This is a genomic window from Campylobacter concisus (genome assembly GCF_015230035.1).
In the GTDB taxonomy this organism is placed as follows: Bacteria; Campylobacterota; Campylobacteria; order Campylobacterales; family Campylobacteraceae; genus Campylobacter_A; species Campylobacter_A concisus_BK.
Map to the genome: position 1 here is coordinate 184,262 of NZ_JAAKZD010000001.1, position 15,445 is coordinate 199,706.

The window sequence follows — 15,445 nt, forward strand, 5'->3', positions numbered from 1 at the left end:
ATAGCGCAAACAATGAAGCAATCACGTTCATAAATAAATTGATATTATCAGAGAAAAACTCTGTCAGGCTTACATATTTCATGTGGTGATTATATCTATAAAAATGTAAAAAACAAGAAATTTTTTGGTAAAAAATTTATATAATTTGACATCAAACAACTTCATTTTTTAGGACATAAAATGATACCAAGTTATAAAGAGATGATGCTACCCATTTTAGAATTTGTAGCACAAAATAACAATACAAACAGAAGTGAAATTTACAAATTTATAATAAATCAGTTTAAGCTAAACGATGAAGATCTTTTGCAAAGGATAAAAAGAGGGACACCTACTTATATAAACCGTGCCGACTGGGCTCTAACGTATCTGGCAACCACCGCACAGGTAAAGGCAAAGCCAAAGATGAAGCCTCTTGAGAAGGTTGGGAAAAGTCTGTTTTCTATAACAAATTTTGGTAAAGAGCTGATAAGCAGCAAGAAAGCAAAAGAGAAATTTATATCTTGGTATGATGAAATTTATAAGCAAGAGATCAAACAAGAAAAGAAAGAAGCAGTAGAAAATACACCAGACGACAGCCTAAAAGAAGCATATGAAAAGATAAAAGAAGAGTTAAAAAGTGAAATTTTATCTAGCATTTTAGAAAAAGAGCCTAGATTTTTTGAGCATCTAGTAACAGAGCTTTTAGAGAGGATGGACTATGGAACTGGGAGCCTTACAAATAAAGGACCAGACGGCGGGATAGATGGCATCATAGACGAAGATGAGCTAGGACTTTCTAAAATTTACATCCAAGCAAAGAGATATAAAGATGGCAGTAACATAGGCAGGCAAGAGATACAGCAGTTCATCGGCGCCATCTCAAATAAAAATACCAAAAAAGGCGTCTTTATTACAACGGCAAAATTTACAAAAGAGGCCCAAACGTTTGCCAAAGATAGTCAAAACTTTAGCGTAGTCTTGATAGATGGCGACAGACTGGCTGAGCTAATGATAAAGTATAAAGTAGGCGTTCAAACAAGCCAGATATATGAAATTTGCAAGATCGACACCGACTTTTTTGATGAAAATAATTTTTAAAAATGCTAGCGAATTTAAAATTTGCTAGACGCTCACACATGCGGTTTGAGTTCAAATTTCACTTTAATACCACCGAACTCTCTTTTAGCTTCTCTAGCTTTAAAATTTGCTCTTTTGGTTTTGCTTTTAGGCGTTCAAGCATCGCTATTTTTTGGGCGTAAATTTCATTAAACTCAGCCTTTATATCAAGCAAAGTTTTATTTAAAAAAGAGTTGTTTGAGCACATAAGATCGTCAAATTCATAGAGGCTAAAGGCATTTAGCATGCGATCAAAAACCTCTTTTGCGCTCGGGATGTAAAGCGGTGTGCCCATTTGCAGGTGCGAATTTAGCGAGTTTTCTATCTTTTGCTTTAGAAAATAAACCGCGAGCTTAAGCGCATTTTCGTAGTTTGATGCGACCTTTACGTCAAGCTTTTCAAAAAAGAGCGATATCTTTTGCGTCGCCTTAAATTTGGCATTTTCATACTCTCTTAAGAAGTTCTCATAGGTTCTTCCAGCGTAGGTGTTTATAGATTTTGTCTCGTAGTTTGAGGCAAACTCATCAAATGGATTAAAGCTCTCATAGCGAGATTTGTAAATAAAAAACTCATCTTCTAAGCTTTTATAAAGCTCATCAAAAGCCGATATGATCTCGTTTTCAAGCTCTTTTAGATCTCTTTTGTAGCGTTTAAAAAATTTAGAAAAGACGATATCTTCGTAGATGAGCTTTGAAAAGACCTCGTCCGTGTCAAGGCTTATCATCTCAAAGTTCTCGCGCTTATAAATTTCTTTGTTTAAAAGCGTCTTTGATGGGTTAAATTTTGTCCTAGAAAATGGCTTAAGCAGCTTAAAAACTTCATCGCTTGCAAGCTTTATAGCCTCGCTCATATCGCTATATCGCAGGGCAATTTTAGGCTTAAACTCCTCTTTTATCGCTTCTAGTTTTTCTTCAAGCGTGCCGTTAAATTTATCTAAAATTTCACCAGCTACGTTATAAACTTTGAGGCGATTTTCTTGCTCAGCGATTAAAAAATTTACTATCTTTTTCGCCCTTGCTTTTATGAAATTTTCTTTAAAGTTCGCGTTTAAAAACGTCTCTTTTACCGCGCTTAGTGCTTTAGTAAAATTTGAGCTTTCAAGCTCGCTCTTGTTTTCATTTGCGATGCCATTGAGCGCCTGCTTTGACGAGATAGCGATGATATCTTCAAAAAGCTCGCCATAAGTTTGCCTAGCATGCTTTAGCAGACTTTCAAGCTCGTCCTTGCTTAGCTTGTCCTTTTGGTTGATGAAGCAAAGCGCTTTTAGATCGTTTGTCTTTAAAATTTCTTCTACGCTTTCAAGCTCGCTAGCCTTTGCTGCGTTATTTGCAAGGCTTAGCCAGATCGCACCACAAACCTTTTTTAGCGTGTTTTTGGTCTCTTTTGTGTCGGCATCTCTTAGCGAGTTTAGCCCTGGCGTGTCGATGAAATTTACCTCTTTTAAAATTTCACTTGGCGCATAAAGTGTCATGCTTTTTATCTGCTCGCTCATAGCGTTTAGCTGGGCAAGCTCGCTGCTGGCTAGCAAGCTCTCGCTGCCGTTTGTAAATTTCACGCTAAGAAGCGGCATCTTTGCAAATTTTAGCCGCACAGCCTTTGCCGTGACAGGCGTTAGACCTGATGGCAAGATGTTTTGAGTAAGCAAAGCGTTTAAAAATGTTGATTTGCCACTTGAAAACTGCCCGATGACGGCGATGAGAGGCGGTTCATTTAGAGTGTCGATTAGTAAATTTAGGCTCTCTTTTATCTCATCGCTTGCGTGCAGACTTGGGTCATTTAGCTCATTTACTAGCCTTGCTAGCTCACCTTTAAAGTCGCTTGTAAAAACCTTAAAATATCTCGCCTTATAGGCATTTATAAACTCGTTAAACATTTTCTAGCTCCCCTAAAAGCGAGCAAATTTCATCTTGCAAGGCGTTTTGCTCTTTTAGTTTTAAAAGTGAGTTTTGATTTTGCGAGCTAAGATTTTCTAGCTCATGATCTAGCTCTTTTAGCCTCCTATCAAGCGTGGCTTTTTGAGCGGTTTCATAGGTTTTTATGAGATTTAAAAGGCGGTTTTTTTCATGATCAGTTAAAATTTCACAAAATTGAGAGATATTTTTATCTTTTAGCAAGCCCTCTTTTAAGCCTAAAAGTGCTTCACTTGCATCACTTGAAATTTTCGCTCTAAATGCAGCTAAAAGCTCCTTAAATTCAAGCTTTACGCCCATTTGCTCTAAAAAGTCATTGATGTTAAAAACCTCATCTTTACTCATCACATAATCATCAAAATTTAAAGCGATATTTTGCTCGCACGATCTTGTTTGCACTAAAGTTTCGTTTCTAGCCTCTCTCATAAGTGCCATCACACCGTCACGAAGTGTCGTTTTTGCTATTTGCTCTAGACGCTCAAAATTTAAGCTTTGCTTTTTACTTTTGCAGTAAGCTATCTCACTTTTTACCTTGTCATTTAGATTTTGTAAAAGCGTCTCAAGCCCCATTTTATAAATGTTTTTGGTGTTGCTACTTTCAAGCTTTGCAAGCTCATTTTGAGTTAGACTTTCAAGTTTAAAGAAATTTTCACTAAGTGCGTTTTTAACGCTTGCCTGCTCATTTTGAAGCTTTTTAAGCTCCACTTCATAAGCTTTGAGCGACAAAATTTCAGCCTTAGTGGCTTCAAGCTTGCTATTTAGGATATTTTTTAGCTCCTTTTGATACGAGCTTAAGATAAGGGCTGATTTTTTAGAATTTTTGCCAAAAAGCACCTCGTAAAGATAGTCCTTAAACTCCTCTACGCCGCTATTTGAAGCGCCTTCTAAGTGGCTTTTTGCACTAAGCGCAAAGTAATCAATCTCAACGCCATTTATCTGCTCGCCTATCGCTTTTTTAGTGTAGTTTAGCGTCTCATTTAGCTCTTTAGCACTTAGCTCATCAGCGTGAGTTAGCACCACAGCAAGCCTTACGATGTGCGAGTTTTCAAGGCATTTTTTTAAAAATAGAGCGTCCTTTTGCGTGGCACTTTGTGAGGCGTTCATGAGGTGGGCTAAAAGGTCGCACTCCCTCATAAAATTTGTAGTTATCTGCTCTCTTAAAACCACCGCATCATCGATGCCTGGTGTGTCTATGATGCAGACGTTGTCCTTTAAAAGCTCCAAATCGTCATAAAGCTCGACACTTTTTACAAGATTTGCTGTTTTTGAGCTTGAAGAGGTATAATTTTTTATCTCATCTATGCCGATATCTACGCTTTTGCTTGGTAAATTTTCACTTGATATGCCAAGTGCTAAAAGCTCATCAATGCTGTAAAAATTTACCCTTGCAAAGCTATCTTTGGAGTATTTTAAAATGGTTAAATTTATCGTTTCTGGCACGTTTGAAGCACCAAGGACGGGTTTGTTTAAAAGGGCGTTTAAAAGGGTTGATTTGCCAGAGTTTATGACGCCACTTGCAGCTATGTTAAAAAGCGTTTCGTTTGATCTTTTTTTGGCTGCCATAAGCGCCTCTAAAAATGTTTTATCGCTATCAAGCAAGCTTGCTTTTTCGTTTATCTCATTTAAAAAGTCTAAGTTTTTATGGAAGTGATCTTTTGGCTTGGTATGAGAAATTTTGGTCTCATTAGCGCCCTTGTTTTTGCTTATGATCTTTTCTAAAAAGGCAAATTTCTCATCATCTATGATCTTTTCATCACGTAATTTTTCTAGGTATTTTACTATCTCATCACTTGAAATTTTAGCCTCATTTAGTACTTTAAGAGTCGCAAGCTGTGCACTTTGTATGCTAAATATATCAAGCTCAACCTTAAGCCTTTTTAGCACCAGCCTAAACTCATCAAGCGCCATAAACTGATCTAAATTTCTCTCGTCACAAACCAAAAGAAGAGCTAGCAGATCTGGGTAAAATGGCACGCTAGCAGCAGCATTTGTATAAATTTTATTTGCACGCCAAGCCTGTTTTAAAAACTCATCCATAAAGACTCTTTTTGTTGATATTTTAGGATTTTATTAAATTTTTACTTATGAAGGTATCAAAATTTAAGCACGAGAATTTTATGTTTTTTATAATTAAATTTTAAATTTCAAACTTCTTAAAACTAACTCTTGGATTTATAGTTAGCTCGCTATGGTTTATAAACTCTTTTTTTAAGTATTTCTCACGTCCAGCTCTTGCTATCATCAGCGCATTATCAGAGCAAAACGCAAGTGGGGCTAGCAAAAGTTTGCACCCATTTTTTTGGCAAAGCGTTTCAAGCCTTTTGCGTAAATTTAAATTTGCACTCGCTCCACCAACCACGCCAAATCGCTTGAAATTTCTTAGCTTGAAAACCTTTTCAAGCTTATTTAAAATGTGCTCGCAGGCCGTATTTTCAAAGGCGTAGCAAATATCTGCGATATCTTTTTGTGTGATAGTTTCAAGCTTTGAAATTTCAACTCTGACTTGGTTTTTAAGGCCTGAAAAGCTGTATTCAAGGCGTTTGTCGTGAAGAAGTGGGACGGTAAATTTAAACCTATCTTTATCCTCACACAAAAGTGCATTTTGCTGAACGACGACGCCTCCTGGATAGCCAAGATCAAGCATCTTTGCCACCTTGTCAAAGCTCTCACCAAAGCTATCATCGCTTGTGCTTGCAAGCTCTAAAATCTCGCCATTTTCGCTAATCTCAAGAATCATCGTATGTCCGCCACTAACTAGCAAAACGCCGAGCGGAAAGGTGGCTTCGCGGTCTAAAAATAGCGAGTAGATGTGACCAACCAGGTGATTTACGGCGATTAGTGGGATATTTAGGGCGATGCTTAGCGCTTTTGCCATGCTGACGCCGCCTATCAGACTCACGCTTAGCCCTGGCTCGTTTGTCACGGCGATCGCGTTTATATCTTTTAAATTTGGCAAGATATCATTTAAAAGTGCTGGCAACGCCTTTGTGTGAAGCCTAGCCGCAAGCTCTGGGACCACGCCACCAAAGATAGCGTGCTCCTCTTCTTGTGAAATCTTTTTATAATAAATTTGCTCCAGCGTGCCTTCATCTATGAGCGCGACAGAGCTGTCATCGCAGCTACTTTCTATGCCAAGTATCATCTAAACTCCGCTAGTATCATGCCAGCAAATTTCTCTTTGCCATTTTCGCTTTTATAAAACTCAACTCGGTAAATTTTGCCATCTTTATCTATGCTGTAGCTTTTGTTTAGGCTGTTTTTATCGATCTCTTGCTCGCTCTCATCAACGCTTTTTGTGCCATATCCTATGACATTTACGCGCACGTTTTTGAGAGTTTTTACTTTAAAACTTTTTTTAACGCTAAATTTATCACCACTTTTTAGCTCCTGCTCGTTGCCATCGCTCAAGAGAGAAATTTTATCAAGCGGCTTTGCAAACTCGAAGTATTGCGGCTTTAGCCTTGTGACAGAGCGGTTGCCATACTGCACTTTGTAAGTGTCGTTATCTTTTATGACGGCGATTAGCGGATTTGGCGAGTGGTAGCTTAGCTCGCCCTTTTTAAATGGCACGAAGCTTATCACTGGCTTTAAATTTTTAAGGCTAAGAGCGTAGCTGTCAAATAGCTCAAGCCTGATCTCTTTTTCGATCGCCTTTTTCACACTTTTGACATCAAGCTCAAAGGGCCTAGTAAAGCTAATGCCAGCCTTTTTCATATACTCTTCGATCGCTACTAGGTGATAATATGTCCTTTGCTCGGCGTTTAAATTTTTGCTAGCTTCGTTTGCAAAGGCGGACTTGTTTTGTGTGATAGCGTAGTAGGTGAGGCTTTTTAGCATCTCTTTGTCACCCATCGCTGTGTGCGTATTTTTGACGTGATACTGATGTTTTGGGTCTATGAGGTGCTTATTTAGCACGTCTTTTACGCTTGATGCGATACTTTCAAGCTCTGGGTACTTTGAGCCTGGTAGTGTGCTTTGGTCGATGATACAAGTGTTGCCCCATTTGTCTGGATTTTCGTCCTTGCTTATAAATTTATCTCTGTAATATCCGCTGCCATCGTGTAAATTTAAGATGAGAGTGACGTTTTTGTCGGTGATGACGTCCTTTATCTTCATCACTGAGTTGTAGTCTGGATCGTCCTTTTCGACGTGGGCGAATTTTCTATTCATATCGCCCTTTGTACCGCGACTTCGCTCGATGATGCTTGGAAAATTTAAATTTGGCACAACCCAAAGCGAGCCTTTTGTGATGTTATAATCAGTCGCCACGATAGAAGCAGCCAAAAAGCCGCCTGGCTCGTCGCCTTGTATGCCACCGATTAAGAGCATAGTATTGCTACTTGGCTCACCTTTTTTGATAAGTGCATAGTCCAGTGCGCTTGCATTTGCAAGGCTTGCAGCTACAAGAGCTGCTAAAAAAAGTCTAAATTTACGCATTAATATCCTTCGTAATGCTTTGTCTTTGGCAAAAGCAAATTTAAAACTATACCAGTAACCGCGCCAAGTCCGATACCTGAAAATTTAACCGCTCCAAGGTCAAGCACCATGCCACCGATGGCGAAGATGAAGATGAGGGCTACGATTATCATATTTCTAGGATCAGCAAGATCGACTCTGTTTTTTATAAGCGTCTCCATGCCAACGCTTGCGATGATGCCAAAAAGTAGCAGCATGATACCGCCGATAACTGGCGCTGGGATGGTCGAGAGCACCGCACCAAGCTTGCCAACAAAGGCTAGCACGATAGCAGTGATCGCTGCAAATGTCATGATCGCTGGATTATACGCTTTTGTAAGGCTAACTGCGCCTGTGACCTCTGAGTAGGTGGTATTTGGCGGACCACCAAAGGCAGCAGCTAGCGAGGTGGCTAGGCCGTCGCCTAAAAGGGTGTTTTTAAGCCCTGGATTTTTCAAAAAATCCTCTTTTGTGACGTTTGAGATAGCGAGCATATCGCCGATGTGCTCGATCGCTGGGGCGATGGCGATAGGTATCATGTAGATAATCGCTTCAAGTTCAAATTTTGGTGCGCTAAAGCTTGGCACTCTAAACCAAGGGGCGCTTACAATGGCGCTAAAATCAACCATGCCAAAGCAGTAAGCCACGATGTAGCCAGCGATGATGCCAAGTAGGATCGGTATGAGCCTAAACATCCCGCGTCCTAGCATCATGACAACGATAGTAGCGATAAGCGAGGTGGCTGCAACTATCATCGCTACGTTTTGAGTGTAGGTCTGGGTAGCTGAAGTAGCCATCTTAACGGCATTTGGAGCTAGTATCAGACCTATGGTCATGATGACTGGACCAACGACAACTGGAGGCAAAATTTTATGCAAAATTTTCTCTCCGCCAAAGCGAACCACAAGACTTAGCGCGACATAGAAAAATCCAGCAAATATAACGCCGCCCATCGTCACTGGTATGCCCCATTTTTCGATGCCGTACTGAAGCGGAGCGATGAAGGCAAACGAGCTTGCTAGAAAGATAGGTGGGACATTTTTTCTAGTTATTAGCTGAAAAAGTAGCGTGCCAAGACCTGCCGTAAAGAGCGCTACGTTTGCATCAAGCCCCGTAAGTATTGGCACAAGCACCAGCGCGCCAAAGGCGACAAATAAAAACTGCACACCGATCAAGCTTTGCTTAAGATCAAATTTATACCCCTCATACCTTTGCATTTAGCATCCTTTTTGCGTATTCTCTAACCTCTTTATCAACTTCATAAATTTCATCTACACTTGAAATTTTTATATCTTTAAATTTTTTAGATGAGCCCAAAATGAGCCTTGAGATATCTAAAAATGAGCATTTTTTCTCTAAAAAGCTAAATACTCCAACCTCGTTTGCAGCGTTTATGACGACACCTAGATCAGGACTAGCTAAGACTTCATCTTTTAGCGAAAAGACTGGATATTTTTTAAGGCTGATCTTATGAAATTTGATATTTTTTAGATCAATTAAATTTGCGTGAGAGACGATATTTTGCTCAACTTTTTCAAAGATAGCGTGCGAAATGGCTAGCTTCATATCTGTGCGTGAGAGATGCATCGTGCTTGAGCCGTCGATAAACTCTACCACGGCGTGGATGGCTGAGGTTGGCTCTATCACGGCCTCGATATCTTTTATGCCGTAAAGCCAGTAGGCCTCCATCACCTCAAAAAGTTTGTTTGTCATCGTCGCACTGTCAATCGTTATCTTTGCGCCCATATCCCAGTTTGGATGTTTCAAAGCGTCGCTTGGCGTGACATCTTTTAGAAATTTGATAGGTTTTTTATAAAATGCCCCACCGCTTGCTGTGATGATGAGCTTGCTTGGGGTAGTTTTATTTTCTAGTAGAAATTTAAGCCCAAAATGCTCGCTATCAATGGGCAAAATTTCTCTTGTTTTTAAAAATTTACCGCCAACTACGAGGCTCTCTTTGTTTGCAAGTGCCAGCCTTTTGCCAAGCGCTTGTGTCTTTAGACTAGGAGCAAGACCAGCAAAGCCAACAAGGGCGTTTATTACCTTTTTTGAGCTTGAAATTTCAAGCATTTCTAGCAGTCCAGCCTCGCCAAAAAAGATGTTTTTAGCCTCAATGTTTTTTACATTTTTAGCTAGCTTTTCATCGCCCACGCAGACAAATTTTGGCTTAAATTTTAAAATTTGCTCGTTTAGCAAAGCTACGTTTTTAGCGCAGCTTAGCGCCTCAACCTCTACATTAAATTTCTCGCAGAGCGCTAGAGTATTTTTACCGATCGAGCCAGTTGAGCCAAGTATTACCACGATAGCGACCAAAGTAGCGCAACAACGCCAAATAAATAGCCATCTATCCTATCAAGCATGCCGCCGTGTCCTGGAAAAAGCGAACCACTGTCTTTGACACCACAAAGTCTCTTTAGATAGCTCTCAAAGAGATCTCCCCAGACCGCAAAGACGCAGACTAAAAAGCTTGAAAATAGAATTTGAAAAAATCCATCTGTTACGAAATTTCCAACTACGCAGCCAATTATGGTGCCTACTACCACGCCGCCAACTGCGCCTTCGATGGTTTTGTTTGGTGAGCTTGGGCTAAACGGGTGCTTACCAAACATTTTGCCAACGAAAAATGCGCCACTATCGCTTGCAACGACACTTAAGATAAGCCACGCAAGATAGCCCATACCATACTCTGAATAAAGCATCCACATCATAAAGATAGGAGTTGTCGGATAGACAAAAGGGGCGACTAGCTTTAAATTTTCGCTTTTTATGTGCGCAAGGATAGATGCTACCAGCATGATCGCAAGGATCGCTATGAAGATCGGATTTGTAAAATATGTAAGCACGTAAAATGCGAGTGCTGCATAAACTAGCTGTTTGTGATCGATGCCATAAAGCTTGAGCGACTCATTAAAGGCAAAGTAAAGCACAGCGCCAAGCAAAATAAAATTTAAAATATAATTATCTATAAAAAAAACTATCAAAATAGCAACAAACATCAAAACGCCAGTGATAATGCGTGAGGACATACACTCTCCTTAAAATCGTTATTTTGCCGTAATTATAACACTTAAAATTTAGACGGCGTTTATAAGAGTGAAATTTGGTTTAAAAAGTGTTTTAAAATTTGATACGAGCATGAAAGGATGTTTGATAGTGTTTTATATTTTCATGTGGTTTATTAAATTTTAAAATTTCATGAACGAGTAATTTCGGCTCTAAAATTTGAGCTAAGCTGCAAGCGAAGCCAAATTTTAGTAGTCAATTCTTGCGAGTGAATGAAAGTTTTAAAATTTACAAAGCAACCTAATTAAATTTAAATGTTTATTTCTTTGTTAAGGGGGAAGAGGCTTGAATTACGAAGTCGCTCCCTTCCCCCTTAACAATCCCCTAACCCCTACGACGTTAGAGGTAGCATGCGTCAGTGCTAAAGCACTGCATGCGTTTTATTATAGGGCAAGTGTTTGACAAATTTTAAAATTTATGAGCGAGCATATCACTGCTCTAAATTTAGTAGTCTGCTAAGGCAGGTGAGTAAGATTTTAAAATTTGCAAAATTGCTTTATTAAATCAAGTAAGGTATCAAGTAAATTTTAAAATTTCATGAACGAGTAATTTTGGCTCTAAAATTTGAACTAAGCAGTAAGCGAAGCCAAATTTTAATAGTCAATTCTTGCGAGTGAATGGAATTTTAAAATTTGTAAAAATATTTTTTAGAAATTTAAAGTTTTTATCAAAAGGGAGACAAGGGGAACTCGAGTTACGGTCTGCTTGCAGTTGCGAGCTTGCGAAGCAAAGCCGTCCCCTTATCCCCCTTTTAAAATCCCCCCAAACCCCTCGCACGTTCAAAGTGCATGCAATGGTGCTGGCGCACTGCATGCGGTTATGTGAGAGAATTTATAGCAAATTTTAAAATTTATGAGCGAGCATATCACAGCTCTAAAATTAGCACTAAACGAAGTGCAGCCTAAATTTAGTAGTCTGCTAAGGCGAATGAGTAAAGTTTTAAAATTTATAAATTTGCTTTGTCATATCAGGTGATCGTCAGGCAAATTTTAAAATTTCATGAGCGAGTAATTTCGGCTCTGATTTTAGTGGTAAGCTTTGCGAGACCTAAAATCAGTAGCCAATTCTTGCGAGTGAAGAAGTTTTAAAATTTACAAAAAGCATAAATTTACTACGATCCATGCAGTGGTTTAAATTTGTTTAGTGCAGATTTTATCTGCCATATCCCTATTCTACCCTGCCTCTTGCTAAAACTGGCACCTTTTCGCAGACCTCATCGCCACTTACGAGATAGGCGTAGTCATACAAATTTACCACCGGACAGATGTGGTTTGGATAGATGCGCACAAGATCGCCCACGCGCACGCTTTTTGCAAATTTCTCATTTAAGATGATCGCATGCTCGTCAAATAGGCTGTCTATCCACACTTCATGCTCCGCGATGAGCCCCATGCCAGGCGTCGTGCAAAAGCCCTCGCAGCGCCTCTCTTTGGTTAGCGCCTTTGCCCCAGCATCAAGGATCGTGCGGGTCGCGGTCGGCCTTGAGATCACCGTGGCAAGCACGCTAGCAGCGTTCATATCAAAGCTTCCATAAGCATTTGCCTGCGACGCATCCATAAATATATATGTGCCAGGGCGCAGCTCCGTAACGCCTTTTGGTATTTCAAAGTCGTTTATCAGCGACGGCGTAGAGCCTATGCTAACAGTAATTTTTTCATACCCAAACTCACGCGCGATATCAGCAAATCTTAGCGTTCTTGCAGTCGCTACTTTAAAAATTTGCTCACACTCACGCTTATCTTTTGCCTTGTACGAGTGGCCATCATGCGAGAAAACACCGCAAAATTCCACGTTTTTACACTCTTTAAAAGCGCTCAACAAAGCTCTAAAATCGCCCTCTTCTATGACGCCTGAGCGGTTTTCGCCAACTTCTATCTCGACAAGCAGCCTAGCTATCTCGCCAGCCTCGCCAAAGACCTCGTTAATTAGCCTTAAAACGCCCACGCTATCGACGCCAAAGCTCACTTTAATGCCAGATCTTACAAGGGCTATGATGCGAGCAAATTTCTGCCTTGTGACGATCTCATTTGCGATAAAAATGTCGCTTAGCCCCTCTTTTGCCATCACTTCAGCTTCGCCCACCTTTGCCACCGTGATGCCCTTTGCGCCGCACTCTACTTGCAGTTTTGCAAAGTATGGCATCTTGTGTGTTTTGGTATGTGGTCTTAAGCTTACGTTAAATTTATCAGCATATTTTTGCATTTTGTCTAAGTTTTTTAGCACTATATCTTTGTCTATGAGCAGTGCTGGAGTATCTATTTCAGCGATTTTCATGAGCTATCCTTTCTTTTTTCTTAGATTTTAACTCTAATTATTTAAAAAAGGATAGCTTTTGGCACTTTAAATTTTCAAAGTGTTACTTTTAGGCCTTTCTTGCGCCGATCTTTGGTGCGTCAAACGCCCTGACACGCTTTGGCGTGCCCTTAAATTTCTCGACCTCGACAAGGCTTGTGTGGGCGGTGTTGCTCTGGCTCATCTTGCTTGATGGCACGTCTTTTGTGAGCACGTTTAAATTTCCGTGCAAGCAAAGGCTCTTCTCGCCTGGCACATCTGGGTCGTACCAAGCGCCCTCGCTCACGATGACGACGTTTTGTGGCACATCCTCGGTGACAAACGCACCGCACAAAATTTCGCCCCTGTCGTTGTAAATTTTCACCACGTCGCCCATTTTTATCCCTCTAGCCTCGGCTGTTTTTGGGTTTATGAGCACTGGCTCGCGCTCTGCGATCTCGTTAAAATGGCGAAGCACAGAGTTGTTTAGCTGTGAGTGAAGTCTAAATTTAGAGTGCGCGCCGCTGATGGCGATAGGGTATTTTTTATTTTTTGCGCCCAGCCACTCAAAGGGTTCAAGCCATGTCGCATGCGGTGGGCAGTCATCATAGCCAAAGCCAGCGACCGTTTCAGAGTAAATTTCTATCTTGCCAGATGGCGTTTTTAGCGGATTTGCCACTGGGTCGTCGCGAAATTTCTTGTAGTTTGTAAAGTAGCGTTTTTTCTCATCGACCTTGTCAAATCTAAAATAACCCTTCTGCCAAAACTCATCAAAGCTTGGCATGCTCTCATACCCAAGCCCAGCAGCCTTTTTAACGGCATCTTCGTAAATTTCTTTGACCCACTCTAGCTCGCTTTTGCCCTCGCTAAATGCCTCTTCCCTGCCCCACTCTTTTGCGATGAGCCTTGCGATCTCGAAGTCGCTTTTGCTCTCGCCAAATGGCTTAACAAGCGGCTTAATAGCAAAGAGATACTCGTTAGTTGAGTTTGCCATCTCGATGTCCGTTCGCTCGCACTCAAGCGCAGCTGGCAGGACGATGTCGCTAAATTTAGCCGTGCTCGTCCAAAATGGCTCGCAAGTGATGATCGCTTGCACTTTTTGCATAGCTTTTATCGCCCTGTTGGTCTCTGGATGCCTTGTAAATGTCGAGCCGTTGGCGTTAAACATCACTCTGATCTTTGGTAGCTTGTAGCTCTTGCCATTTCTAGTTATCTCTTTGCCAGGGCTTAAAAGCGCGTCTATAAGCCTTGAGTTTGGCAGCTCGTAGCCCTTAGTCTTTGGCACAAGACCGCTATCAATGAATTTTTGTGGCACCTTCGTCTCAAAAGCCGCTAGTTTAGGTGCTATGAAGCTTTCATCGGCGTTTTTATGCATGCCGTCATTTGTGACAAAGCCACAACCCTCTTTGCCGATGTGTCCAAGCATCGCATTTAGCGTCACTAGCGCCCAATACGCCATCTCGCCGTGATCTTGCCTTTGGATGGCGTAGCCGCTAACTATGACTGAGTCGTTTTTAGCTAGATCCTCGCTAAATTTAGCCAACTCTTGCTCACTCACGCCACAAATTTTGCTTGCCCAAGCTAGGTTTTTATTGACCCCGTCTTTTGTGCCAAGCATATACTCTTTAAATTTATCAAAGCCAACGGTGTATTTTTCTATAAATTCTTTGCTGTAAAGCCCCTTTTCAAAAAGGTAGTTGCACATACCTATCATCATCGCCGTATCGGTGCAAGGCACGACTTCAAGGTGCTTTGCACCAAAATATCTTGCGCTTTCGTTGTGATAAACATCGACGCTATAAATTTTCATCTCGCCGCTCTCGCCTTTTTTTCTGATCTCATCGTAGTATTTATATGAGTTGTGAAGCGGCACGCCAATGGCGATCTTGTTTGAAACGACTGGGTTTGTGCCCCAAAATACGATCGTTTTGGCATTTTTTAAGATAGCCTCCCACTTTGTTGGCGCTAGTGTTGGGTCGATAAAGCCAGTGATGTGAGGCAAGATGACAGTCGCTGCGCCGTAAGAGTAGCCACCAAGCTCATTTACATATCCGCCAAGCACGTTAAGTAGCCTCTTTGCGGTCTTTTGGCTGTGACCGACTTTACCAAGGCTACCCCACTGATAAACCTGTCCGTAGATCGCTTCAGCGCCGTATTTATCAAAATTTTCTTTTAAAATTTTCGCACTTAGCTTTATCGCCTCATCCCAGCTCACGCGCACAAACTCCTCTTTGCCACGAAGCTCTGGCTTTGGGTTGTTTGGGTCAGCCAAAAAGCTCTTTCTAACAAATGGATATTTTACACGGCTTTCGTTTTGGATATGATCAAGAAGTGCGTTGTTTAGCTCATTTGGGCACGCATCGCCCTCAAATGGCTCAGTCTCAACCACGCGCCCTGCGATAGTTTTTACATAAAATGGGCCAAATTTGTTCGCACTTAGGCCACTTTGCTTGTCAAAGAGCGCCTGAGCTGCTCCGTCAAGCTCCTTTGCTTGAAGGCTTGCTGCGCTTAAGGCGCCAAGTCTCAAAAAGTCTCGTCTTTTCATTTTTTCTCCGATATTTGGTTAAATTTGTTTGGTTTTATGAGTTATAAATTTAGTATTTTGTATCATCTTGTCATGAAAAGGCCTTGTAATGTGATACGCAAAC

At 40.9% G+C, this 15,445-nt stretch carries 10 protein-coding genes; 1 reads left to right on the forward strand and 9 read right to left on the reverse strand.

The window, feature by feature from the left end:
* Positions 1-180: 180 nt before the first annotated feature.
* The gene (locus G6W41_RS00915) at positions 181-1,080 is read left to right on the forward strand and encodes a restriction endonuclease (RefSeq protein ID WP_194170316.1); all 900 of its coding nucleotides are present in this window, start codon (positions 181-183) and stop codon (positions 1,078-1,080) included.
* Between the two features lie 58 nt (positions 1,081-1,138).
* Here the strand turns inward: G6W41_RS00915 and G6W41_RS00920 are convergent, their stop codons facing one another.
* The 9 genes from G6W41_RS00920 to G6W41_RS00960 form a co-directional block, all read right to left on the reverse strand.
* Entirely contained in the window at positions 1,139-2,971 is a 1,833-nt protein-coding gene (locus tag G6W41_RS00920) for a dynamin family protein (protein ID WP_194170317.1), read from the reverse strand.
* Positions 2,964-5,045: a dynamin family protein gene (locus tag G6W41_RS00925; RefSeq protein WP_194170318.1), complete on the reverse strand. Its 2,082-nt coding sequence runs from the start codon at positions 5,043-5,045 to the stop codon at positions 2,964-2,966. Before G6W41_RS00925 ends, G6W41_RS00920 begins: the two co-directional genes overlap by 8 nt.
* 100 nt (positions 5,046-5,145) lie before the next feature.
* Positions 5,146-6,150, reverse strand: a complete 1,005-nt coding sequence (gene tsaD / locus G6W41_RS00930; RefSeq protein WP_194170319.1) for a tRNA (adenosine(37)-N6)-threonylcarbamoyltransferase complex transferase subunit TsaD — start codon at positions 6,148-6,150, stop codon at positions 5,146-5,148.
* Positions 6,147-7,445 carry a M99 family carboxypeptidase catalytic domain-containing protein gene (locus tag G6W41_RS00935; RefSeq protein WP_194170320.1) on the reverse strand — a complete coding sequence of 433 codons (1,299 nt, stop codon included), beginning with the start codon at positions 7,443-7,445 and terminating at the stop codon, positions 6,147-6,149. The genes tsaD and G6W41_RS00935 overlap by 4 nt, the downstream gene beginning before the upstream one ends.
* Complete coding sequence (locus G6W41_RS00940) at positions 7,445-8,680, reverse strand: uracil-xanthine permease family protein (protein WP_149705055.1); 1,236 nt, start codon at positions 8,678-8,680, stop codon at positions 7,445-7,447. The genes G6W41_RS00935 and G6W41_RS00940 overlap by 1 nt, the downstream gene beginning before the upstream one ends.
* A complete protein-coding gene (gene dxr, locus G6W41_RS00945; RefSeq protein ID WP_194170321.1) occupies positions 8,667-9,776 on the reverse strand; it encodes a 1-deoxy-D-xylulose-5-phosphate reductoisomerase in 1,110 nt (369 codons plus the stop codon). The genes G6W41_RS00940 and dxr overlap by 14 nt, the downstream gene beginning before the upstream one ends.
* Positions 9,758-10,489 carry a phosphatidate cytidylyltransferase gene (locus G6W41_RS00950; protein WP_194170322.1) on the reverse strand — a complete coding sequence of 244 codons (732 nt, stop codon included), beginning with the start codon at positions 10,487-10,489 and terminating at the stop codon, positions 9,758-9,760. The genes dxr and G6W41_RS00950 overlap by 19 nt, the downstream gene beginning before the upstream one ends.
* 1,204 nt (positions 10,490-11,693) lie before the next feature.
* Positions 11,694-12,800: a D-TA family PLP-dependent enzyme gene (locus tag G6W41_RS00955; RefSeq protein ID WP_194170323.1), complete on the reverse strand. Its 1,107-nt coding sequence runs from the start codon at positions 12,798-12,800 to the stop codon at positions 11,694-11,696.
* A gap of 88 nt (positions 12,801-12,888) precedes the next feature.
* Positions 12,889-15,342, reverse strand: coding sequence for a molybdopterin-dependent oxidoreductase (locus G6W41_RS00960; RefSeq protein ID WP_194170324.1), 2,454 nt, complete (start codon positions 15,340-15,342; stop codon positions 12,889-12,891).
* Positions 15,343-15,445 lie beyond the last annotated feature (103 nt).